This is a genomic window from Amycolatopsis sp. NPDC003865 (assembly GCF_053605345.1).
On the sequence record NZ_JBSGJA010000016.1, the window covers coordinates 142,720 to 162,940 of the forward strand.

The following is a 20,221-nucleotide window of genomic DNA, read 5'->3' on the forward strand; positions in this document are numbered from 1 at the left end:
TTGCTATGGTCGATGTCCGGGCGGAGGGAGGGCGGCGGACCTTGGACGCGGGCAGGCTGACCTTGCAGGACCTGATCAAGCGGCGGCAGGCCGGCGGGTTCGTCGGGCGCCGCCAGGAGATCGGCCGGTTCGACGAAAACCTCCGGCTGCCGCTGGAGGACCAGCGCCGCCGGTTCCTGTTCAGCGTCCACGGCGACGCCGGCGTCGGCAAGTCGTTCCTGGTCAACCAGTTCCAGCGGATCGCGGGGGAGCAGGGCTGCGCCACCGCCTACACCGACGAATCGGTTTTCGACATCCCCTCGGTCATGTCGGGCATCGTCCGGTCGTTCGCCCGGCAGGGCGACCCGTGCAAGGAGTTCACGAAGAAGTCCGAGCTCTACCACGAGAAGAGGCACGAACTCGACGCGGACCCGGCGACCCCGGACGGGCTGTCCTCGGTGCTGACCCGCTCCGCCGTGCGGATCGGCCTGCGCGCCGCGGAGGACATCCCGGTCGTCGGGTCCTTCGCCAAGGAGCTCGACCGCGATGCCATCTCCAACCAGGTCGAGAAGTTCCGCGCCTTCCTCAGCGTGAAGCTGCGCAACCAGCACGACGTGCGCCTGCTGATGTCGCCGGTCGAGGAGCTGACGCCGATCTTCGTCGCCGAGCTGCGGGAGGTGGCGGCGAAGCGGGGGGTGGTGCTGTTCTTCGACACCTTCGAGCGCACCGGGGTGTTCCTCGAACGCTGGCTCCTGGACCTGCTCGACGGCCGGTACGGGAGCCTGCCGCCGAACCTGGTGCTGGTGCTCGCGGGCCAGCACCCGCTGGACGTCCACGTGTGGGGCGACTACCTGGGCATCCGGGCGGACTGCCCGCTCGAGGTGTTCACCGAAGAGGAGGCGCGCGAGTTCCTGGCCGCCCGCGGCATCACGGCGGACGAGGTGGCCGAAGTGGTCCTGGCGTTGTCCGGCCGGCTCCCAGTGCTGCTGGCGCTGCTGGCCGAGTCCCGCCCGGACAGCGCGGCGAGCGTGGCCGATCCGGGCGACAACGCCGTCGAGCGGTTCCTGAAGTGGGAGAAGGACGAGAAGCGGAAACAGGCGGCGTTGCGTGGCGCGCTGCCGAGGCAGCTCGACCGGGACGTGTTCGCGCTGGTCGCCGACGCGGCGACGCCGGACGAGGATTTCGCGTGGCTGCGCCGCTTGCCGTTCGTGACCGAGCGCGCGACCGGCTACCGGTACCACGACGTGGTCCGCGACACGATGATCCGCACCCTCCGGCGCCGCTCGCCGGCGGAGTGGCGGGAGCGCCATGGGGCGTTGGCCGAGTACTTCCGGACGGCTTGTGACGCTCTCGGACTTGACGAAGGGGCTCGTTGGCAGGACGAGCGGTGGCAGGTGCCGGCGGTGGAGGAGCACTACCACCGGCTCTGCGCAGGTGTGACGGGCGCGGTCGCGAGCGTGCTGGCAGCTTTGGTGGAGACGATGTGGTCGCGGGCCGATCAGGCCGGGCGCTGGGTGGCGATGATCCGCCAGGCCGGTGCGGACTCGAGCTCGGAGCAGCTGACGGCCCTGGGGACCCGGCTGACCGCGGCGACGGCGGCCGACGGCGACGAGGCCGTAGTGGCCTTGCTGACCTGCTTGACGGGCGAACCTGTGTTGCCACGCACGGATCGGCGAACGGCGTACAAGCAGCTCATCCAGCTGTACCTGCGCCGGCGCGACTTCCCCCGTGTGGTGGATGCGTTCACCGCCCTCCTCGAAGACAGGCCGGACGACCGGTGGGCGCTCGCGGGACGCGGCAGTGTTCGTCGCCTGATCGGCGAGTTCGAGGAGTCGCTCGCGGATCTCACCCGGGCGGTCGAGCTGGATCCAGCGTCCGCTTGGGAGATCGGACAACGGGGACAGACCCTTCACGCGTTGGAACGGTACGAGGAGGCGTTGGCCGAGTTCGGCCGATCACTGGACATCGATCCGGGCGTAGCGGACGTGCACCGCGCACGCGGCGAGACGTACCTGGCCACGAAGCGGTACGAGGAGGCCCTGGCCGGCTTCACGCGCGCACTCGAGATCGAGCCGGACGTCGTCTGGACGCTCTGGTCGCGCGGACGCACCAACCGGGCGATGGAGCGGTACGAGGCGGCCTTGGCCGACTTCACCCGGGCAATCGAGCTCGAGACGGATGCCGATTCGGTGCTTGCCTACCGTGGCGAGGTCTACTACGCGATGGAGCGTTACGCGGAGGCGTTGGCCGACTTCACACGCGCGATAGAAATGAACCCGGAAAACGGCTTGGCGCTCAGGCGCAGAGGGCTCACACATGAGGCTTTGGGCCGGTACGACGAGGCGTTGGCCGACTACACCCGCTGCTTGGAGATACACCCCGATTCCGTGGGGGTTCTCGAGCGCCGCGCGGTGGCCCACCGCGCGGCGGAGCACTATGCGGAGGCGTTCGCGGACCTTGCCCGGGCACTGGAGCTGAAGCCGGACGCGGAGTGGATCCTCGGTATTCGCGGCGAGATCCATTACAGGCTGGGGGACTACGAGCAGGCACTGGCCGACCTGACCAAGGCGATCGAGCTCAGCCCGGACTACGTCTGGGCGCTCGACATGCGCGCCAGGACCCACCGAGCGATGGGGAATCACGCGGAGGCGCTGGCGGATTTCGGGCGGGCCGTCGAGATCGACCCGATGGCCGACTGGGTCTTCGTGGATCGCGGGGAGACCCACCATCTCATGGGAAGTCTTACGGAAGCATTGGCCGACTACGACCGAGCAATCGACGTGAACCCGGAGTTCTCGTGGGCGCTGACGAAACGAGCGTTGACCTTGCGGCTGCTGAAACGCGAAGAAGACGCGGTCGCCGATCTCACCCGTGTCCTCGACATCGTGCCCGACAGCCCGGAGCGCTGGAGGATGCGCGGTGAGCTCCAGCACGAGCTGGGGCGTTACGACGAGGCGCTGGCCGATTTCACCCGGGCGATCGATTCCGACGCCTCGATGGCGCGGGCGTTCTGCTGCCGGGGCCGGACCCATCAGTCGCTGAAGCGGTATGCCGAGGCGTTGGCGGACTACGACCGAGCCCTCGGGATCGATCCCGGGTTCGGGTGGGCGGCCAGCCTGCGGGGGCAGCTTTACCGCAGGCTCGGACGGTTCGCGGAAGCGTTGCCCGATCTGCGGCGTGCGGTCGAGCTCGACGCGGAGGGGTGGGATCACTACCAGCTGGGCCTCCTGGCGCTGGCGCAGGGCAGGGCGTCGGCGGCGAAAGAACTGTTCTCGACAGCGGCGAGGGCCGAGGATGTCGAGGACGGTGAAGAGGCCGCGTTGCTCAACCTCATGACCTACCACCTCGCGCTCGGGGACGAAGATCAGGCGCAGTCCCGGCTCGAAGCGGCGCTGGTCCTGGCTCCCTCGGTGGGAGATATCCGGGACGTTCTGGAAGACCTCGAAGACCTCGCCACCCTCATGCCGGTACCCGAGCGCTTCGCGACCACGTTGCGCGCCGAACTCTGATTGTCCTTTTTGCCGTATCTCCAGACGCCGCCCCGGCTTTTGTACGGGGCTTGTATCGGTGGGCGCCATTCTGTCCGCACACCACGACTGGAGGACGGACAAATGAGAATTCGGATCGGGAAGCGTGCGGCGGGCGTCGTCGGCATCGCCGCGTCGATCGTGCTGGTCGGCGCCACCCCGGCCCTGGCCGCGACGGGCACCGTGCACACCGACTCCGGCGCGCCGCTCACCGTGCGCTCGGCGCCGAGCACCAGCGCCACCTCGGCCGGCACGGTCGCCGACGGCACCGCCGTGGACATCGACTGCCAGACCACCGGCGAGACGGTCACCGGGAAGTACGGCACCAGCAACATCTGGGACCACGTGCCGGGCGGCTACATCACCGACACCTACGTCTACACCGGCTCCGACGGCCGGATCGCGCCGGACTGCACCGACGTGCCCACCGTGCCGACCGAGGTGTGCTCCACCGCCGGCCTGGGCGACCCGAACACGTGCGCGCAGGCGGTCACCAAGGCGAAGTCGCGGATCCACACCACCTACGACTCGTCCTACGACGGCTGGTGCGACCGCATCAACGCCCAGAACTACGGCTTCACCGCGAGCGGCTCGACCACGGCGTACGTGCACTGGACGCAGATCCCCAGCCAGTACAAGCACCCGGGCAGCCTGGACGTCCCGGCGGGCGGCCTGGCGTTCTTCTCCAACGGCGGTGCCGGCCACACGATGATCTCGATCGGCGGCGGCAAGTTCCTGTCGAACGACATCAACGGCTCGGGAACCTACACCGAGACGACGATCGCGCAGATCAAGAGCAAGTGGGGCCAGACCTACCTCGGCTGGTCGCAGCCGTGGTTCAAGGTGAACCACTGACCCGCTGAGGCGGGGAGCGGGTCTCGCCGGCCCTGGGGCGGCGAGACCCGCGCCGGGCGGGGTGCCGCCGCCGAGGTTCAGGCCCGGCTGCGCTCATGGCACGCAATCCGGCGTTGTCCACCATCCCCGGGCAGCGCCGTGAAGCGGCCGGCTTCACGAGGTGCCGGCCACCGATGATCCCGGTCGGTCCCTGCCCGCCTCCCCCGGGCAGGGACCGGTCGCGGTGGTCAGCCGCCCGGTTTCATGCGGTGCAGCACGAAAATCCCGCCGATCGGCGGACGGTCACGGCGCTCGTGGTCGGTCGCCACGTATTCGTCCAGGACCGCCAGGATCCGGCGGTCCAGCTCCTCGATCTCGTCGGGGGACAGGTGCAGCAGGAACTTCTCGTGCACCGCCACCGACTCCGGGCCCGCCGCCCGGATCTCCTCCTGGAAGATCTCGATCGGCGCGAACCGCGTCTCCGCGTCGGCTTCGGCCAGCGGCCCGTCGAGCCACCACGTCTCGCCGTTCGACTTGTACGGCTTCTCCAGCGCTCCGCTCGGCCCCGTGCGGACCGGCGCCGGTTCCAGCAGTCCCGCCGCCACCAGCTGCCGGACGTGGTGCAGGACGGTGCCCGGGTCGCGGTCGAGGCGGTCCGCCAGCTGCTTGTTCGTCAGCTCCTCGACCAGGCACAACCGCATGATGCGCAACCGCAGCGGGTGGCCGAGGGCCTTGGCCTCCTCGGGCGTCGCCGGGCGCCGGCGGCGGGGTTCCGTCATGAGCGGAGCGTAGTCCATCGATGGGATCCGGTCACATCGATGGAGAAAACCCCATCGATGTGCGATCCTCCATCCATGACCACCGTGTTCTGGCGGCTGTGGACCGCCGCCGGCCTGTCCAGCCTCGCCGACGGGGTCCTCAAGGTCGCCCTGCCGCTCGTCGCGGTCGGCTACACCCGGGAGCCTGCCCTCATCGCCGGGCTCGCCTTCGCCTTCAGCCTGCCGTGGCTGCTCCTCGCGCTGCCCGCCGGCGCGCTGGTCGACCGGCTCGACCGACGGCGCGCGATGCTCGCCGCCAACCTCGCGCGCGGCGGGCTCCTCGCCGCCGTCACGCTGCTGACCGTCTTCGGCGCGGGCTCGATCTGGGTGCTCTACGTCGCCGCCGTCGGGGTCGGCTGCGCCGAGACGATCTACGACACCGCGGCGCAGTCGATCGTGCCGCAGGTGGTGGGGCGCGCCCAGCTGGCCCGCGCCAACGGCCGGATGTTCGCCGCCGAGCAGACCGCCAACGAGTTCGCCGGCCCGCCGCTCGCCGGCGTCCTGGCCGCGGCCGGGGTCGTCGCCGCGCTCGTGACGCCGGTGGCGCTGTGGGCCGTCGCGGTCGCGGCCCTGCTGCTCGTGCGCGGCGGATACCGGATCCCGCGCGAGGGTCGCACCACCCTGCGCGCGGACATCGCCGAAGGCCTGCGGTTCCTGGTGCGGCACAAGGTGTTGCGGACGTTCTCGCTCATGGTCGGCACGTTCAACTTCGCCACCGGCGCGACTTTCGCCGTCCTCGTCCTCTACGCGGTCGGCCCCGGCTCGGCGATGGGGCTGTCGGCCCCCGCGTTCGGCGTGCTCATGGCCACGAGCGCCGCGGGCGGGCTGACCGGTTCGCTGGTCGCCGAAGCGGCCGAACGCCGCCTCGGCGGGATCCGCGCGCTGTGGATTTCGTGGCTCGTCGGCGGGCTTTCGGTCGGCACGCTCGCGGTGACCGCGAACCCGTACGCCGTCGGGGCGGGCTTCTTCCTCGGCGGCGTGGGGGTCATGGTGTCCAACGTCGTCATGGTGTCGCTGCGCCAGCGGCTCACCCCGGACCGGCTGCTCGGCCGGCTGAACAGCAGCCACCGCCTCGTCGCGTGGGGAACGAAGTCCCTGGGTGCCCTCGCGGGCGGCGCGATCGCCCAGGCGGCGGGGCTGCACGCGGTGTTCGTGGTGATGGCGGTGCTGGCGTTCGCGGTCGTGGCCGGGCTGCGGGTGGTGACCGAGGAGCGTCTCGGTCAGAGCGAGTGCGTCTCGGCGTAGGCGGTCCAGACCTTCTTCGGCACGCACATCCGCCAGGCGTCGAGGACCAGTTCGCGCATCTCGTCGGCGTCGATCGCCGCGAGCCGGCACCGCACCCACTGGTAGCGCAGGTCGGACGGCTCGGGCATGAGGAACTTCTCCGGTTCGCCGGCGACCAGCGCGTCCCGCTGGTCGCGGGGGTAGCCGAAGCCCATCACGGTCTCGTCGCGCGACAGCGCCACGAACACGATCCGCCCGACCCGGAACTTGGGCCGGTCCCGCACGACGGCTTCGTAGGCGCGGGGCAGCGTCAGCGCGAACGCGCGGACCTCGTCACCGGTGACCACACCGGTCAGTAAACCGCAAAAGCCGGCGACGCGGGGGTGCACCCGCGCCGCCGGCTTCGGCGAACGTCACGCCCGGCAGGTCCGGCCGCGGTTCACGCAGTTGACCAGCCCGTTCATGATCCGCTGCGACATCACGTTCGCGAAGTCGTCGTGGTCGGAGAGCGGGTTGTGCTTCTCCTGCGGGAAAGCGTCCACTTTGTACTGCTTCTTGACCTGGATGTCGTGCGGGATGTCGTAGGTCAGCGAGATCTGCAGCTGCGGAACGGCCTTGAACCCCTTGGCGCACCGGCCGAACTGGTCCGGGAACACGATGTGCGTGCGGTGGTTGGCGCTGTCGGTGTTCTTCCCGTCCCAGCAGCTCGGGAACGTGTGGATCCGCTTGACCTTGCTGTTCGGCGGGCAGATCGGGTACTTGTCGGTGAGGCGGTTCTCGAACCCGGAGCACGTCCAGCTCGCCCGGGCGTTGGCCGGCCCGTTCGTGGACTGCTTCGCGTCGCCGTAGAGCACGCGCAGGAACTTCGGCATCGCCACGACCTTGCCCACCGGGCTGCCGCGGAAGGTGATCTGGACCTTCTGCGGGCGCAGGATCTTGCCGTCGTTGCCCGGCAGCTCGTTGTTCTCGTCCTGGCCCGGCAGCGCGCCGCCCGCTGTCGTGCTCGGCGGCGGCGTGGGCGTGCCGGTGTCCTTGCCCGGCTTCGGCGCGCACGGCGCGAGGCCGCCGAGGTCCTGCGGCTTCGGCGCGAACCGGCCGATCGCGATGGCGATGCGGTCGATGATCGCGGCGCGCCGGTCCTTGAGCGGGTTCAGGATCGCGTTCTGCACGAAGTTCTGGCCGCCCTGGCCCTGCGTCGCGGCGATGCGCTGGTTGGCCTCGTCGGTCTGCGTGTCGAGCTGGTCGAGGTTGCTGTCGACCTCGGCCATGGCCTGGTCGGGCACGTCGGCGAGCTTGCTGGCGACGTCCGGGCAGGCGACCTGGACGGTCTTGGCCTCCTGGTCGGCCTGCGCGCGGTCGCCGTCGGGCTTCTTCGCGGGTTCGTTCTTCTCCTCCTCGCCGGTGTCGATGCGCACGACCGGCCAGAAGTAGGCGGACTTGTCACCGTTGCGGCAGGTGGTGCCCGCCTTGACGAGGCTCTTGTTGTTCGAGTCGGCGTTCGTCGAGAGGTTGCCGACGTAGTCGTGCAGGTGCTGGGCACCGTTGCGGACGCCGGGCTGGGCGATGAAGTTGTCCGGGTTGAAGTGCTGGTTCTCGTTGCGGCCGCAGTCGACGGTGAAGGTGCCGGTCGACGCGCCGTAGACGGGGCGCGGGTCGAACTGGTTCGGCTGGACCTTGAGGATGTCGACGAAGAACGCGGGGTTCGCCTCGTCGGCGCTCGCTTCACCGGTGTTGCCGGTGGTCGTCGCGACGACGATGCCGCCGACCGCGATCGCGAGCGCGAGGCCGCCGGTCGCGATCTTGGTTCTGCGGGAAATGCGATGGCGCCCTTGGGTGCGGGACATGGATCCTCCGGGGTGTCGGGCTGGCGGGAACGCGCGACACTGGCGGTGCGAGCCCAGGCTCGTACGCACCAGGTACTGCGTCGGCGGGACGGAACGACGCCCGCGCCGGCCACCGACCCGACATCGGTGGGTGCGCGGCCACCTGCCCGTGGCCACGCCGTCAACCGGCTGGTTATCGTTCCGTGATGGAAGCTACACCGGGGTTTGACACCGGGCAAGAAGGTATTTCCGGCAATCACGAACTGTCATTCCGGGTTCCTGTCTGCGTAGTCGTGTGGGTGCGCGAAAACGCGCCGGAAATCGAGGAAGAATGGCGTACGCGAAAAACGCGGGCGCGACGGCCCGCATCCGGATCACGCTGGATCGCCGCGCGTGTCCCTCTCCGGCGTACTCGGCTGTGCGGTCATCCTGGGCCGCTGACCGGGGCGTTGTCCAGCTTCGCCGGGTGTGGCGAAAAACTTTGAACCGATCCGAACCGGCGTCCGTATCCCTGGGTGAGACCCTTCGAATGCCCGCCGGCCGAATAGGCTTCGTGCGCCCATTTCCGCGGGCGTGGAACAGTTGTCAGCGCAGGGTGGCCGGGATTGCCGGGATCGCCGCCAATGCCGAATCCAGCCGGTGGCCGACCGCGATCCCCACCTGGTCGCGCAGCTCCGCCAGCTTGTCCACGTCGATGCCCGTCGCGATGCCTTCGCGGTGGAAGAAGTCGACCAGGTCGTCGGTCGCGACGTTGCCCGACGCCCCCGGCGCGAACGGGCAGCCGCCGAGGCCGCCCAGCGCCGAGTCGAAGCGGCGGATGCCGAGCGTCAGCCCCTCCCACGCGTTGGCCGCCGCGCGGCCGTAGGTGTTGTGCAGGTGCAGGCCCAGCGGGACGTCCGGCAGCTCGTCGCGCACCGCGGCGACGGTCGCGCGCAGCTGGCCCGGCCGCGCCGCGCCGATCGTGTCGGCGAGGTGGACGACCCGCGCGCCCAGCTTTCCCAGGCGGGCGGCCACGTCGGCGGCGCGGTCCGGGTCGGTGTCGCCGTCGAACGGGCAGACGAACGCCGTGGCCACCGAGGCTTCGATGGCCACGCCCGCCGCTGTGAGCAGCGACGCGCACCCGGCCAGCCGGTCGAGCGCCGCGTCCGTGGGGACGCCCGCGTTGGCCGCGCTGTGCCCGTCGCTGGCCGAGACGACCAGCCGCACCGACTTCGCGCCGGCCTCGATCGCCTGCCGGGCGCCCCGTTCGGTGAACACGAGGGTGTGCAGTGCCGCCGGGAGGTCCAGCAGCGTCCGCAGCACCTCGCCGGTGCCTGCCATCTGCGGCACCCGGCGCGCGGAGACGAACGACCCGACCTCGAGGGAGCGCACCCCGGCGTCGACGAGCCCGCGCGCGAGCCGCACCTTTTCGTGGGTGGGCACGGTGATCGGCTCGTCCTGCAGGCCGTCGCGCAGCACGACCTCGGTGAGGAGGACTTCGGTCATCAAATCACTCCAGACTCGCGGAGGCGGGCAACCGCCTCGCCGGTGACGCCGAGCTCGGCGAGCACGGCCTCGGTGTGTTCGCCCAGCTCCGGCCCGAGGGCGCGGGTCCGGCCGGGCCGTTCGGTCAGCGCCGGCACGATGCCGGGGAAGGTGACTTCGGCGTCGAGGCCGGGCACTCGATGCCGCTCGTGCATGCCGCGCGCGGTGAAGTGCGGGTCCTTCGCGATGTCGGCGGCGGTCAGGATCGGTCCACACGGGACGGACGCCGCCCGCAGCGCCGCTTCGGCGGCCTCCTGGGTGAGCGTCGCCGTCCACGCGCCGATCGCGTCGTCGAGCAGCCCGGCGTGGGCGACCCGGCCGGCGTTGTCGGCGAACCGCGGGTCGGCCGCCAGGTCGGCGCGCCCGACGGCGGCCATCAGGCGCCGGAAGATCGCGTCGCCGTTGCCGCTGACCACGATGTACTTGCCGTCGGCGCAGCGGTAGGTGTTGGACGGCGCCACCCCGGGCAGCGCGGAGCCGGCCGGGCCGCGCGTGACGCCGAACGCGTCGTAGTCCGGCAACAGCGACTCCATCAGGGAATAGACGGCTTCGTACAGCGCGACGTCGACCACTTCGCCCGGCGTGGCGCCCGGCTCGCGCTCGCGGCGGAGCAGGCCCATCAGCGCGCCGATCACCGCGTAGAGCCCGGCGACGGAGTCGGCGAGGCTGACCCCGACCCGCGTCGGCGGCCGGTCGGGGTAGCCGGTCAGCGCGCGCAGGCCGCCGATCGCCTCGGCGACGCCGCCGAAGCCGGGCCGGTCGCGGTAGGGGCCGGTCTGGCCGTAGCCGGAGACGCGGACGACCACCAGCCGGGGGTTGCGCGCGCGCAGCTCGTCCGGGCCGAGGCCCCAGCGTTCGAGGGTGCCGGGGCGGAAGTTCTCCAGGAGGACGTCGCTGCGGGCGGCGAGCGCGCGGACGAGGTCCTGGCCCTCCGCGCGCCGCAGGTCGACGGTCACCGAGCGCTTGTTGCGCCCGAGCGCGCGGAACAGCAGGGACGTGTCGCCGTCGTGCAGCCGCCAGCGCCGGAGCTCGTCGCCGGTGCCGGGGCGCTCGACCTTGACGACGTCGGCGCCGAAGTCGGCCAGGAGCCGGCCGGCCGTCGGCGCGGCGATGAAGTTCCCCAGTTCGACCACCCGGAGGCCGGCGAGGGGTCCGGTTTGCTGACTCATGCCCGACTCCAAACCACTATGTGAGTTACAAACCCAGAATACGGGCGAGTGTCGGGGAGTCAACAGCGTCGAGCCTGGATAGACTGTGCGGCACACCACGGCACGGGGCGGGGCGATGGCAGAGGAAGAACGCAGCGGCACGACGCCGGTGCTGGTGCTGAGCAAGTTCAAGCAGATCCTCGAGTCGTTCACGATCGACAACCCCGAGCTGACGCTGCAGCAGATCACCCGGTCGACCGGGTTGCCGGCGAGCACCTGCCAGCGGCTGGTGCACAACCTGGTGCGCGAAGGGTTCCTCGACCGGTACGACGACACCTACCGCGTCGGGCTCGGCCTGGTCCGCTGGGCGGCGCCGGGGACGTTCGGCCTCGACCTGGTCCGGCTGACCCGGCCGGTGCTGCAGCAGCTGCGGGACGAAACGGGCGAGACGGCGTGCCTCTACGTCCGTGACGGCGCCTACCGCACGGTGATTTCGCTGGCCGAGTCGCGCCACCCGGTGGTCCGGCTGTTCGTGGTCGGCATGGTGATGCCGCTGCACGCCGGTTCGGCCGGGAAGGTGTTCCTGGCCTGGGACAAGCTCGCGGTCAAGGACGCGATCGGCCACGGCCTGGCCCGGTTCACCCCGCGCACGGTCGTCGACATCGACCTGCTGACGGAGCAGCTCGGGCAGATCCGGCAGGCCGGCTACGCGGTGAGCTTCGAGGAACGCGACCTCGGGGCGGCATCGCTGAGCGCGCCGGTGTTCGGGCTGAACGGCGAGGTCAGCGCGGCGATCGGGATCGGCGCGCCGACGCAGCGGTTCACCCCGGCCGACGTGCCGCGGCTCGCGCCGATCGTGGTCGAAGCGGGCAGGCGCGCCTCCGAGCGGCTCGGGTACCGCCCCGGCGTCGAGCGGGTCGCCGCTCTCTGATCCATCCTGTCTTCGCGACGTGCCGGGCACGCTCGCGCCCTTGACGCGGCCAGCTGTCCGTCACATTATGAGTTGGCCAACCACATCGTGGAGAAGTCAAAGGAGACGACGGATGGCGAACATCCCCGACGCCGCAGTGCCGGACACCGGCACGATCGCGGGCCGGCTCGACCGGCTGCCCATCACCCGCACGCACCGCCGGGCCACCGTCGCCGTCGGGCTCGGCCTCTTCTTCGACTTCTACGAGGTCTTCCTGACCGGCGTGCTGAGTTCGGTGCTCGTCGAGGAGTTCTCGCTCACCAAAGCCGAGCTGCCGCCGCTGCTCGCGTCGACCTTCGTCGGCATGTTCTTCGGCGCCCTGCTGCTCGGCCGCCTCGCCGACCGGTTCGGCCGCCGCGGCGCCTTCCTGCTCAACCTCGGGCTGTACTCGCTGTTCTCGCTGCTCGGCGCGTTCAGCGGCAGTGCCCTCATGCTGCTGGTGACGCGGTTCTTCGCGGGCATCGGCCTGGGCGCGGAGCCGCCGCTGGCCGACACTTACCTCACCGACCTGCTGCCGGCCCGCAAGCGCGGCCGGTTCATCGCGTGGGCGTACACGCTCGCCTTCTGCGGCTTCCCGGTCGTCGGCTTCCTCGCCCGCGGCCTGACCGACCACGAGATCCTCGGCGTCGCCGGCTGGCGCTGGCTGTTCGTGATCGGTGCCCTCGGCGCGGGCGCGGTGTTCCTGCTGCGGCGCGGCCTGCCCGAGTCGCCGCGGTGGCTGGAGTCCGTCGGCCGCACGGAGGAAGCCGAGCACCTGGTGACGGGCATGGAAGCCGAAGCCCGCGGCACCGCCGACGCGACGCCGGCCCCGCCGCGCGGCGCCACCCGCAGGCGCGCGGCCGCGCCGGTGCGCGAGCTGTTCGGCCCCGCCCTGCGCCGCCGGACCGGCATGATGGTCGTCTTCCACGTCCTGCAGACGCTCGGCTACTACGGCTTCGGCACGCTCGTCCCGCTGGTGCTGGCCGCCAAGGGGTACGCCGTCTCGCAGTCGCTGCTGTTCGCCGCGCTGACCTACCTCGGCTACCCGGTCGGGTCCGCGCTGTCGCTGCCGATCGTGGAACGCGTCGAGCGGAAGTACCTCGTCATCGGCTCGGTGCTGGCGATGGCGGCGTTCGGCATCGCCTTCGGCTACGCGGGTTCGATGACGCTGATCCTCGTGTTCGGCTTCCTCTACACCGCGACCAGCAACCTGTTCTCGAACGCGTTCCACATCTACCAGGCCGAGATCTTCCCGACGGCGCTGCGCTCGACGGCCTCCAGCGGCACCTATTCGCTGTCCCGGCTGGCCAGCGGCGCGATGCCGTTCGTGCTGGTGCCGCTGCTGAACTCGCACGGCCCGACGACCCTGTTCCTGGTCGTCGCCGGGGCGCTGGTGGTGGTCGCGCTGGACGTGGCGGTGCTCGGCCCGCGCACGACGGGCCGGCGGCTGGAGAGCGTCAACGACGAAGCCGCGCCGCTGCCACGATGATCGCCGCCGCCTCGCCGGCCGACCACCGGGCGGTGTCGACGACGAGCCGGTCGCGGGTCCAGGTCTCGTACTCGCGGCCGGTGATCTCGGCCCAGGTGGGCGGGACGTGCCCGGGGATGCCGGTGTCGCGGGTTTCCGCGCGGCGGCGGTGTTCGGCTGGGTCCGAGCAGACGATCTCGGCTTCCAGCACGTGCGCGCCCTGCCCGAGTCCGGTGTCCCGCCAGGCGTCGCGGGTGACGGCCAGGGGATTGACGCACTCGGCGATCACGCTGACCCCGGTGCGCAGCAGGTCGGCGGCGACCTCCCGGGCGACGACGTACCCGACCGGCCCGAGCGGCTGCGTCAGGGCGGTGGTGCCGACGATGGCCTGCTCGATCGTGTCGACCCGCAGGAAGGAGAACCCGGTGCGGCGGGCGGCCTCCGCGGCGACGGCGGTCTTGCCGGTGGCGGGCAGGCCGCCGACGACGATCAGCAGCGGCGGCACCAGGCCATGATCGCACGGCGGCTCCGGGGGGAACGCCGGATCGGAGGAGGCCAAGTCCCTCGATCCGGCGGTCCCGGTCCGCCGCCCGCGGTTCAGGACGCTTCGGGCTTCTGGGCCAGCAATCCGCGGCGCAACGTCGTCAGCGCGCGGTGCTGGGCCACCCGGACCGCGCCCGCGCTGCTCAGCCCGACCGCCGCCGCCGTCTCCTCGGCCGAGAGGCCCAGGATGATGCGCAGCACCAGGATTTCTCGCTGGCGCGGCGGAAGCGTGTCGAGCAGCCCCTCCGACCAGTCCAGGCCCGCGGCGCGCTCGACCTCTTCGCCCGTCGGGTCCGGGCCGGTCCAGCGGTCCGCCGGCGGCTCGGCCACCGGGCTCGTGCGGTCGCGCGCCCGGCGGCGGTGGAAGTCGGACACCTTGTGCGCCGCGATGCCGAACACGAACGCGAGGAAGCCGTCGGCCTCGTAGCGGTAGCCGGGCAGTGCGCCGACCACCGCCAGGAGCACGTCCTGCGCGCAGTCCTCGGCGTCGGACGACCCGTCCTGCCACGTGCCGAGCCGCCCGAGGCAGTAGCGGAACACCATCGGCCGCAGCGCGCGCAGCACGCCCGCGACCGCGGCGCGGTTGCCGGTCATCGCGGACCGGACCAGCTCCGGGTCGAGGCCGAACGTCGCGGGTTCGCCCGCGGCGGACTGCGGCGGCATCGGATCTCACCTCTTCTCGGCGACGGACCGTCACGACGCTAGGTCACCCCGCGTGGTCGCGACACCGGCCGGGCGGCCGCCACGACCCGGGTCTTCCGGCCCTGGCGCACCTGCTGCCGGTGTGCGTGCCGGGCCGGTGCGGCGGCGGCCGGGCCGAACGGCCCTACCGGCCTCCCCGGCCCAGCGATCACGCTGGTGGCCGGGGATTTTTCACAGGAGAAACACAGGGAACGCGATGGTGGACGACGTGGGCTTCGGACTGCTGCTGGACCGGCAGCAGTGCCTGGCCTTGCTCCGGACGGCGAACCTCGGCCGGGTGATCTTCACCCACCGGGCCATGCCCGCGGTCCGGCCGGTGCGGTTCGCGGTCGTGGACGACGCCGTCGTGTTCGCCGTCCCCACCGGCAGCCCCCTCTACGCGGGCGCGCGCGACGCCGTCGTGGCCTTCGAAGCCGACGACTTCACCGCCGACTTCGGCACCGGGTGGTACGTCAGCCTGCTCGGCCGCGCCACCGAGTCGCCGGTCGACGACGCCGGCGTCGCCTGCCTGTGCCCGTGCCCGGCGCTGTCCGGCCGCCGGTTCCTGCGGATCCCGGTCGAGGCCATCACCGGCCACCGCATCAGCTGCCACGCCGAGTAACAAAGCCACTCCGCCGATCGACCCACCGGATGGACGAACCGGATTGGGCCGACACGGGCAGTCGCCTGTGGGACCCTTGACGGCCCGAGGACACCCTCGGGATCGGACGGACACGGGGTCGGCGGGAAAGTGGCGGACGAAATCGGCATGCCGGCGATCCTGGCCGCGGTGGCCGGGATCGCGCGGGAGCTCGAGGTGCCGGCGGTGCTGGGAACCGCGGTCACCGTGGTGTGCGACCTGGTCGGCGCCCGGCACGGGCGCGTCGAGCTGACCGGCCCCGACGGCGGGGTCGCGGAATACGGCCGGGCCGCCGGCGACGGCGTGGTCGAGCTGCCGGTGCGGGCCGGGCCGAAGGTGTTCGGCACCTTCCGGGTCGAACCGGCCGCCGGCCGCGAGTTCGGCCGCCGCGAACGGGAAGTGCTGGGGGCGCTCGTCGCGGCGACGGCGATGGCCGTCGACAAGGCCGTGCTCGTCGACCAGATGCGCCGGCGCGAACGCTGGCTCGAAGCCTCCTACGACGTCACCCGTGCCCTGCTCGCCACGAAGGACCTGCACGCCACGCTCCGGCTGATCGCCGAACGCGCGCGCGTCGTGGCCGGCGGCACCGCCGGCGCGATCGCGCTGCCCGACGGGCCGGGGCAGCTCGTCTTCGACATCGTCGAGCCCCCCGGCGAGGACGCCGACCGGCTCACCGGCGCGACCGTGCCGACCGAGGGGACCGCGACCGGGGTCGCGTTCACCACCCGCCGCCCGGTCGTCGTGCGCGACTACGGCGAACGCGTGCAGGAACAGCAGCGCGACCGAGCCGGCTCGATGCCGGCGATGATCAAGGACCTGGACTCGGCGATCTCGGTGCCCCTGATCGTCGGCGACGAGACCCTCGGCGTGCTCGTCGTCGCCAAGTTCCGGGACAAGACGCCGTTCACCGAAGCCGAAGTCCAGCTCGCCGAGACGTTCGCCGGTCACGCCGCGCTCGCCGTCGAGTTCTCCCGGGCCCAGGACGCGCGCCAGCAGCTGGCGGTGTTCGAGGACCGCGACCGGATCGCCCGCGACCTGCACGACCTGGTCATCCAGCGGCTGTTCGCCACCGGGCTCGGGCTGGAGGGCGTCAGCAGGCTGATCGCCGACCCCACGGTCGCCGGGCGCGTCGCCGGGTTCGCCCAGGACCTCGACGGCACGATCCGCGAGATCCGCAACAGCATCTTCTCGCTGCAGGCGCCCGCACAGGCCCAGGGCAGCCTGCGCGCCGAGCTGCTGCGGGTGGCCGTCGACGCGCGGGACACGCTGGGCTTCGAGCCGCGCGTCGGCTTCGACGGGCCGCTCGACGCGGCGGTGCCGGACGCCGTCCGGTCCGACCTGATCGCGTCGCTGCGCGAGGCGCTGACGAACGTGGCGCGGCACGCCGGGGCGACGTCGTGTTCGGTCGAGGTCACCGTGGACGCCGCCGGCCGCCGGCTGGCCCTGGCGGTGCGCGACGACGGGACGGGGCCGCCCTCGGGGCCGGGCCGGGTGAGCGGGCTGGGCAACCTGGCCGCTCGTGCGGCGCGGTGGGGCGGCAACTGCGTGCTGGCGGCCGCCGACGGTGGCGGCTCGCGTCTGGAATGGACCGCGGAACTGCCGGCGCGGACCGGCGAGCAGGGGAGTGGGCGATGACGATCTCGGTGTTCCTCCTGGACGACCACGAGCTGGTCCGCACCGGGCTGAAGACCGTCTTCGAGTCCGAACCGGACATCGAAGTGGTCGGCGAGGCGGCGACCGCGGCCGAGGCGCTGGTCCGGATCCCGCAGTCCCGCCCGGACGTCGCGATCCTCGACGTCCGGCTGCCCGACGGCCAGGGCGTCGAGGTGTGCCGCGAGATCCGCTCGGCGATCGCGCCGCCGCCCGCGTGCCTGATGCTGACGTCCTATTCGGACGACGACGCGCTCTTCGGCGCGATCATGGCGGGCGCGGCCGGGTACATGCTGAAGCAGGTGTCGGGCCGGTCGCTGGTCGACGCCGTCCGCACGGTCGCCGTCGGCGGCTCGCTGCTGGACGCCACGCTGACCGCGTCGGTGATGAACAAGCTGCGCGGCGCGGACGTGGCGGCGCCGGACCCGCGGTACGAGCAGCTCAGCCCGCAGGAACGGCGGGTGCTGGACCTGGTCGCCGAAGGGCTGACCAACCGGCAGATCGCCGAGCGGTTGTTCCTGGCGGAGAAGACGGTGAAGAACTACGTGTCGTCGGTGCTGCACAAGCTCGGGGTCGAGCGGCGCACCTCGGCGGCGGTCTACTTGTCGCAGCGACACGCCGACGGCGGCCGTTCAAGCTGATCGCACGCCCACTCGGCGCAAACCCGTGGGGCATCCGACGTATCTGACCGCGAATGCGATACACCTGTCGGGTGACGCACGGATCCGCGTGCGCGACAAGAGGGGACGGCATGTCGGGGTTGTCGAGCGGGGACTATGTCACGCAGCAGATCCGGGCGCTGGCGAGAGCCGTGCGCAGCGAAGGGGCCGGCGGGGTCGGCACGCGCAGCTTCCAGCTGGCGGAGCACCTGGCGGCGGAGGGAGGCGTCCACCGCGGCGACATCCTGACGGCGACGGCGACGCTCCTGGCGATGACGGCGTGGTGCGACGGCGAAGCCGAGGCGGCCCGCCGGTTCGCGGAGCTGGCCGGTGAGAACGACGTCGAGTCGCGCGAGCTGGTGGGGCACCTGCTGTGCCTCGAAATCGGGGCCGAGGAGGGGTGGCTGCCGGAGGAGCAGGCGGAGGCGCTGCTGGAGTACGCCCGCCGCGCGCGCCGCGGCGATCTGGCCCTGCGGGTCCGGGCGATCGCCGGCTCCCGCGGCGGACGCCACCGCCGGGACAACTGACGGTCGCGGCCGGCTCGGGAGGGGAGGGGCGGGATCAGCCCGGCGCCGGCGACGACGAACGCGTCCGTCAGGCGTGCACCCCGGTCAGCGCGAAGAACTCCTGCCGCGTCTTGGGTTCCTCCCGCAGCAGGCCGTGCAGCGACGACGTCACGGTGAGCGCGCCGGCGGCCCGCACCCCGCGCAGCGACATGCACAGGTGCTCGGCTTCGATCACGACGCCGACGCCCTTGGGCGCGAGGTGCTCCTGCAGCCAGTCGGCGACCTGCTTGGTCAGCCGCTCCTGCACCTGCAGGTCGCGCGCGAACATCTCGACCACGCGGGCGAGCTTCGACAGCCCGAGGATCCGCTCGCCGGGGAGGTACCCGACGTGCGCGACGCCGCGGAAGGGCAGCAGGTGGTGTTCGCAGAGCGACTGCACCGGGATGCTCTTGGCCAGCACGAGCTCGTCGTAGCCCTCGTCGTTCGGGAACGTCGTGAGCCGGAAATCGCGCGGCTGCAGCATTTCCGCGTAGGCGTGGGCCACCCGCCGCGGCGTGTCGCCCAGGTGCTCCGAGGAGGGGTCCTTCCCCAGGGCGCGCAGCAGGTCCGCGACCGCGCGTTCCGCCGCGGGCAGGTCCATCGCGTCGCGATCGTGGACGACGCCCAGGTGTCGCAGCGGCACCGGCTGGCTGACGGGTTCGACGGTCACGGGGGCCTCCTTCTAAAACCAAGACGAGCCGACGTTAGAAGCCGGTGCGGGTTTTCGTCAACGGTTGTTTGTTTTAGAGTGCTCAGATGCACAAGTCCCAGGCCGGCGCGCTGGCCGCGGTGGCGGCGCTCGACGAGCCGACGCGCCGCCGGCTGTACGAGTACGTCGTCCGGCGCCCGCGCCCGGTGAGCCGCGACGACGTCGCCGCGGCGCTCGCCGTGCCCCGCGCGACCGTCGCCTTCCACCTGGACCGCCTGGTGGAGGAGCAGCTGCTGACCGTCGAGTACGAGCGCCGCAGCGGCCGCACCGGACCGGGCGCGGGCCGCCCGGCCAAGCTCTACCGCCGGTCCGACCGGCAGGTGAGCGTGTCGGTGCCGGAGCGGCACTACGAGCTGGCCGGGGAGCTGCTCGCGTCGGCGATCGAGGAAGCCGACGAGACCGGCGGCCCGGCGCGGGAGATCCTGGGCCGCCGCGCCCGCGAGCACGGCGCGGGACTGGCCGTTCCGGACGTCGTCGCCGCGCTGGAGGAGCACGGGTTCGAGCCGCGCTCCGAAGGCGACGGCGTGCTGCTCGGCAACTGCCCGTTCCAGCGGCTGGCCCGGGCCCACCCGCGACTGGTCTGCGAGATGAACCTGGGGCTGGTCGAGGGCCTGCTCGACGGCGCGGGCGAGCGTCGCCTGCGGGCCCGGCTCGACCCGCGGGCCGGGTTCTGCTGCGTGCGCCTCGCGCCCGCCTGAGGTCAGCCGCAACGCGGTCAGCTGTGCCGCGCGAGGTCTAGCGCGGGAGGAACGGGAGGACGGACAGGAAGGCGCCGAAGCCGACGAGGGCCGCCGAGGCGACGCGGTGGAGGTGACGGCCGCGCAGCCGCCGGGCCAGCCGGGTGCCGAGCAGGGTTGCCGCGCCCGCCACGGCGCCCAGGGCGCTGCCGAGTCCGAAGTGGACGGACCCGTGCGACGCGTAGCCGAGTGTCGCGAACCCCACGAGCGGCAGCTGGATCAGCTGGCCGGCGGCGATCGTCGGCAACGCGGGGACCCCGAGGGCCAGCAGGACCGGGACGAGCAGGACGGGCCCGCCCGTCCCGGTCAGCGCCGACCCGAAGCCGACGGCCGCGCCGACGGCGACGGCGGCGGGGGCCGGAAGCTCGCGGGATTCCCGCGGGCGCGCCCACAGGGTGAAGGCGCCGGAACCGGCGGTCACCACGGCGAGGAAGAGCCACAGCGCCGTCGCTGGGACGACGCCGTTCACCAGCGCGCCGGCCGCCGCGGCCGGGGCGGCGCCGAGCGTGAGCCACCCGCCGAAGCGCCACGGCACGGCCTGGTGCCGGGCGTAGGCCGCGGTGCCCACGGCCCCGGTGAACAGGAAGCACCAGCTGCTGGTGCCCGCGGCGGCGTGGATGTCGAGCCCGGCGAGCCAGGTCAGCGCGGGCGGCAGCAGGACGCCGCCGATGCCGATCAGCCCGATGAAGACCCCGACCGGCACCGCCAGCAGCAGGACGGCCACCACGGCGCCGACGCTAACACGCCGTGATGTGCCCTTCAG

19 protein-coding genes are annotated in these 20,221 nt (G+C 72.1%); 10 read left to right on the forward strand and 9 right to left on the reverse strand.

The annotated features are described in order from the left end of the window. The first annotated feature begins 41 nt into the window (after positions 1-41). Together ACWEVP_RS33050 and ACWEVP_RS33055 are read left to right on the forward strand one after the other, a co-directional pair. Positions 42-3,488: a tetratricopeptide repeat protein gene (locus ACWEVP_RS33050; protein WP_452066478.1), complete on the forward strand. Its 3,447-nt coding sequence runs from the start codon at positions 42-44 to the stop codon at positions 3,486-3,488. Positions 3,489-3,590: 102 nt separating this feature from the next. Continuing rightward, positions 3,591-4,361 carry an SH3 domain-containing protein gene (locus ACWEVP_RS33055; RefSeq protein ID WP_452066479.1) on the forward strand — a complete coding sequence of 257 codons (771 nt, stop codon included), beginning with the start codon at positions 3,591-3,593 and terminating at the stop codon, positions 4,359-4,361. A gap of 227 nt (positions 4,362-4,588) precedes the next feature. Here the strand turns inward: ACWEVP_RS33055 and ACWEVP_RS33060 are convergent, their stop codons facing one another. After that, entirely contained in the window at positions 4,589-5,119 is a 531-nt protein-coding gene (locus ACWEVP_RS33060; protein WP_452066480.1) for an ArsR/SmtB family transcription factor, read from the reverse strand. Between the two features lie 75 nt (positions 5,120-5,194). On the opposite strand from ACWEVP_RS33060, the gene ACWEVP_RS33065 reads away from it, so the two are divergent. Continuing rightward, entirely contained in the window at positions 5,195-6,403 is a 1,209-nt protein-coding gene (locus ACWEVP_RS33065) for an MFS transporter (protein ID WP_452066481.1), read from the forward strand. Here ACWEVP_RS33065 and ACWEVP_RS33070 read toward each other — a convergent pair. The 4 genes from ACWEVP_RS33070 to ACWEVP_RS33085 form a co-directional block, all read right to left on the reverse strand. Next, positions 6,379-6,729 carry an MmcQ/YjbR family DNA-binding protein gene (locus ACWEVP_RS33070; RefSeq protein WP_452066482.1) on the reverse strand — a complete coding sequence of 117 codons (351 nt, stop codon included), beginning with the start codon at positions 6,727-6,729 and terminating at the stop codon, positions 6,379-6,381. The two genes, ACWEVP_RS33065 and ACWEVP_RS33070, sit on opposite strands and share 25 nt — an antisense overlap. A 66-nt stretch (positions 6,730-6,795) precedes the next feature. Continuing rightward, complete coding sequence (locus ACWEVP_RS33075) at positions 6,796-8,226, reverse strand: DUF1996 domain-containing protein (protein ID WP_452066483.1); 1,431 nt, start codon at positions 8,224-8,226, stop codon at positions 6,796-6,798. A 564-nt stretch (positions 8,227-8,790) separates the two neighbouring features. Continuing rightward, positions 8,791-9,690 (reverse strand): hydroxymethylglutaryl-CoA lyase, encoded by a 900-nt coding sequence (locus ACWEVP_RS33080; protein ID WP_452066484.1) that lies wholly within the window; start codon positions 9,688-9,690, stop codon positions 8,791-8,793. Further along, positions 9,690-10,898 carry a CaiB/BaiF CoA transferase family protein gene (locus tag ACWEVP_RS33085; protein ID WP_452066485.1) on the reverse strand — a complete coding sequence of 403 codons (1,209 nt, stop codon included), beginning with the start codon at positions 10,896-10,898 and terminating at the stop codon, positions 9,690-9,692. The genes ACWEVP_RS33080 and ACWEVP_RS33085 overlap by 1 nt, the downstream gene beginning before the upstream one ends. Positions 10,899-11,013: 115 nt before the next feature. Between ACWEVP_RS33085 and ACWEVP_RS33090 the strand changes: the two genes are divergently transcribed. Both ACWEVP_RS33090 and ACWEVP_RS33095 read left to right on the forward strand, forming a co-directional pair. After that, positions 11,014-11,808, forward strand: coding sequence for an IclR family transcriptional regulator (locus ACWEVP_RS33090; protein ID WP_452066486.1), 795 nt, complete (start codon positions 11,014-11,016; stop codon positions 11,806-11,808). A 112-nt stretch (positions 11,809-11,920) separates the two neighbouring features. After that, positions 11,921-13,315, forward strand: a complete 1,395-nt coding sequence (locus tag ACWEVP_RS33095; RefSeq protein ID WP_452066487.1) for an MFS transporter — start codon at positions 11,921-11,923, stop codon at positions 13,313-13,315. On the opposite strand, the gene ACWEVP_RS33100 is transcribed toward ACWEVP_RS33095, so the two are convergent. Beyond that, positions 13,284-13,799 carry an AAA family ATPase gene (locus ACWEVP_RS33100; RefSeq protein ID WP_452066488.1) on the reverse strand — a complete coding sequence of 172 codons (516 nt, stop codon included), beginning with the start codon at positions 13,797-13,799 and terminating at the stop codon, positions 13,284-13,286. The genes ACWEVP_RS33095 and ACWEVP_RS33100 overlap by 32 nt on opposite strands. Positions 13,800-13,891: 92 nt before the next feature. Beyond that, a complete protein-coding gene (locus ACWEVP_RS33105; protein WP_452066489.1) occupies positions 13,892-14,500 on the reverse strand; it encodes a sigma-70 family RNA polymerase sigma factor in 609 nt (202 codons plus the stop codon). A 235-nt stretch (positions 14,501-14,735) separates the two neighbouring features. Between ACWEVP_RS33105 and ACWEVP_RS33110 the strand changes: the two genes are divergently transcribed. The 4 genes from ACWEVP_RS33110 (at position 14,736) to ACWEVP_RS33125 (ending at position 17,994) form a co-directional block, all read left to right on the forward strand. Next, complete coding sequence (locus tag ACWEVP_RS33110; RefSeq protein WP_452066490.1) at positions 14,736-15,140, forward strand: pyridoxamine 5'-phosphate oxidase family protein; 405 nt, start codon at positions 14,736-14,738, stop codon at positions 15,138-15,140. A 147-nt stretch (positions 15,141-15,287) separates the two neighbouring features. After that, complete coding sequence (locus tag ACWEVP_RS33115) at positions 15,288-16,793, forward strand: GAF domain-containing sensor histidine kinase (protein ID WP_452066571.1); 1,506 nt, start codon at positions 15,288-15,290, stop codon at positions 16,791-16,793. Beyond that, the gene (locus tag ACWEVP_RS33120) at positions 16,790-17,449 is read left to right on the forward strand and encodes a response regulator (protein WP_452066491.1); all 660 of its coding nucleotides are present in this window, start codon (positions 16,790-16,792) and stop codon (positions 17,447-17,449) included. The genes ACWEVP_RS33115 and ACWEVP_RS33120 overlap by 4 nt, the downstream gene beginning before the upstream one ends. Positions 17,450-17,559: 110 nt before the next feature. Beyond that, a complete protein-coding gene (locus tag ACWEVP_RS33125) occupies positions 17,560-17,994 on the forward strand; it encodes a hypothetical protein (RefSeq protein ID WP_452066492.1) in 435 nt (144 codons plus the stop codon). Between the two features lie 67 nt (positions 17,995-18,061). Here the strand turns inward: ACWEVP_RS33125 and folE are convergent, their stop codons facing one another. Further along, positions 18,062-18,682, reverse strand: coding sequence for a GTP cyclohydrolase I FolE (gene folE, locus ACWEVP_RS33130; RefSeq protein ID WP_452066493.1), 621 nt, complete (start codon positions 18,680-18,682; stop codon positions 18,062-18,064). 86 nt (positions 18,683-18,768) lie between these two features. On the opposite strand from folE, the gene ACWEVP_RS33135 reads away from it, so the two are divergent. Beyond that, entirely contained in the window at positions 18,769-19,419 is a 651-nt protein-coding gene (locus ACWEVP_RS33135) for a helix-turn-helix transcriptional regulator (RefSeq protein ID WP_452066494.1), read from the forward strand. Positions 19,420-19,456: 37 nt separating this feature from the next. Here ACWEVP_RS33135 and ACWEVP_RS33140 read toward each other — a convergent pair whose 3' ends face one another. Further along, entirely contained in the window at positions 19,457-20,221 is a 765-nt protein-coding gene (locus tag ACWEVP_RS33140) for a TSUP family transporter (protein WP_452066572.1), read from the reverse strand.

Coding starts and splice junctions, on each gene's coding strand:
- ACWEVP_RS33095 (WP_452066487.1), top strand. CDS start 11,921: ATGGCGAACATCCCCGACGCCGCAGTGCCGGACACCGGCACGATCGCG.
- ACWEVP_RS33065 (WP_452066481.1), top strand. CDS start 5,195: ATGACCACCGTGTTCTGGCGGCTGTGGACCGCCGCCGGCCTGTCCAGC.
- ACWEVP_RS33110 (WP_452066490.1), top strand. CDS start 14,736: ATGGTGGACGACGTGGGCTTCGGACTGCTGCTGGACCGGCAGCAGTGC.
- ACWEVP_RS33125 (WP_452066492.1), top strand. CDS start 17,560: ATGTCGGGGTTGTCGAGCGGGGACTATGTCACGCAGCAGATCCGGGCG.
- ACWEVP_RS33135 (WP_452066494.1), top strand. CDS start 18,769: ATGCACAAGTCCCAGGCCGGCGCGCTGGCCGCGGTGGCGGCGCTCGAC.
- ACWEVP_RS33120 (WP_452066491.1), top strand. CDS start 16,790: ATGACGATCTCGGTGTTCCTCCTGGACGACCACGAGCTGGTCCGCACC.
- ACWEVP_RS33060 (WP_452066480.1), bottom strand. CDS start 5,119: ATGACGGAACCCCGCCGCCGGCGCCCGGCGACGCCCGAGGAGGCCAAG.
- ACWEVP_RS33075 (WP_452066483.1), bottom strand. CDS start 8,226: ATGTCCCGCACCCAAGGGCGCCATCGCATTTCCCGCAGAACCAAGATC.
- ACWEVP_RS33115 (WP_452066571.1), top strand. CDS start 15,288: ATGCCGGCGATCCTGGCCGCGGTGGCCGGGATCGCGCGGGAGCTCGAG.
- ACWEVP_RS33085 (WP_452066485.1), bottom strand. CDS start 10,898: ATGAGTCAGCAAACCGGACCCCTCGCCGGCCTCCGGGTGGTCGAACTG.
- ACWEVP_RS33080 (WP_452066484.1), bottom strand. CDS start 9,690: ATGACCGAAGTCCTCCTCACCGAGGTCGTGCTGCGCGACGGCCTGCAG.
- ACWEVP_RS33105 (WP_452066489.1), bottom strand. CDS start 14,500: ATGCCGCCGCAGTCCGCCGCGGGCGAACCCGCGACGTTCGGCCTCGAC.
- ACWEVP_RS33055 (WP_452066479.1), top strand. CDS start 3,591: ATGAGAATTCGGATCGGGAAGCGTGCGGCGGGCGTCGTCGGCATCGCC.
- ACWEVP_RS33090 (WP_452066486.1), top strand. CDS start 11,014: ATGGCAGAGGAAGAACGCAGCGGCACGACGCCGGTGCTGGTGCTGAGC.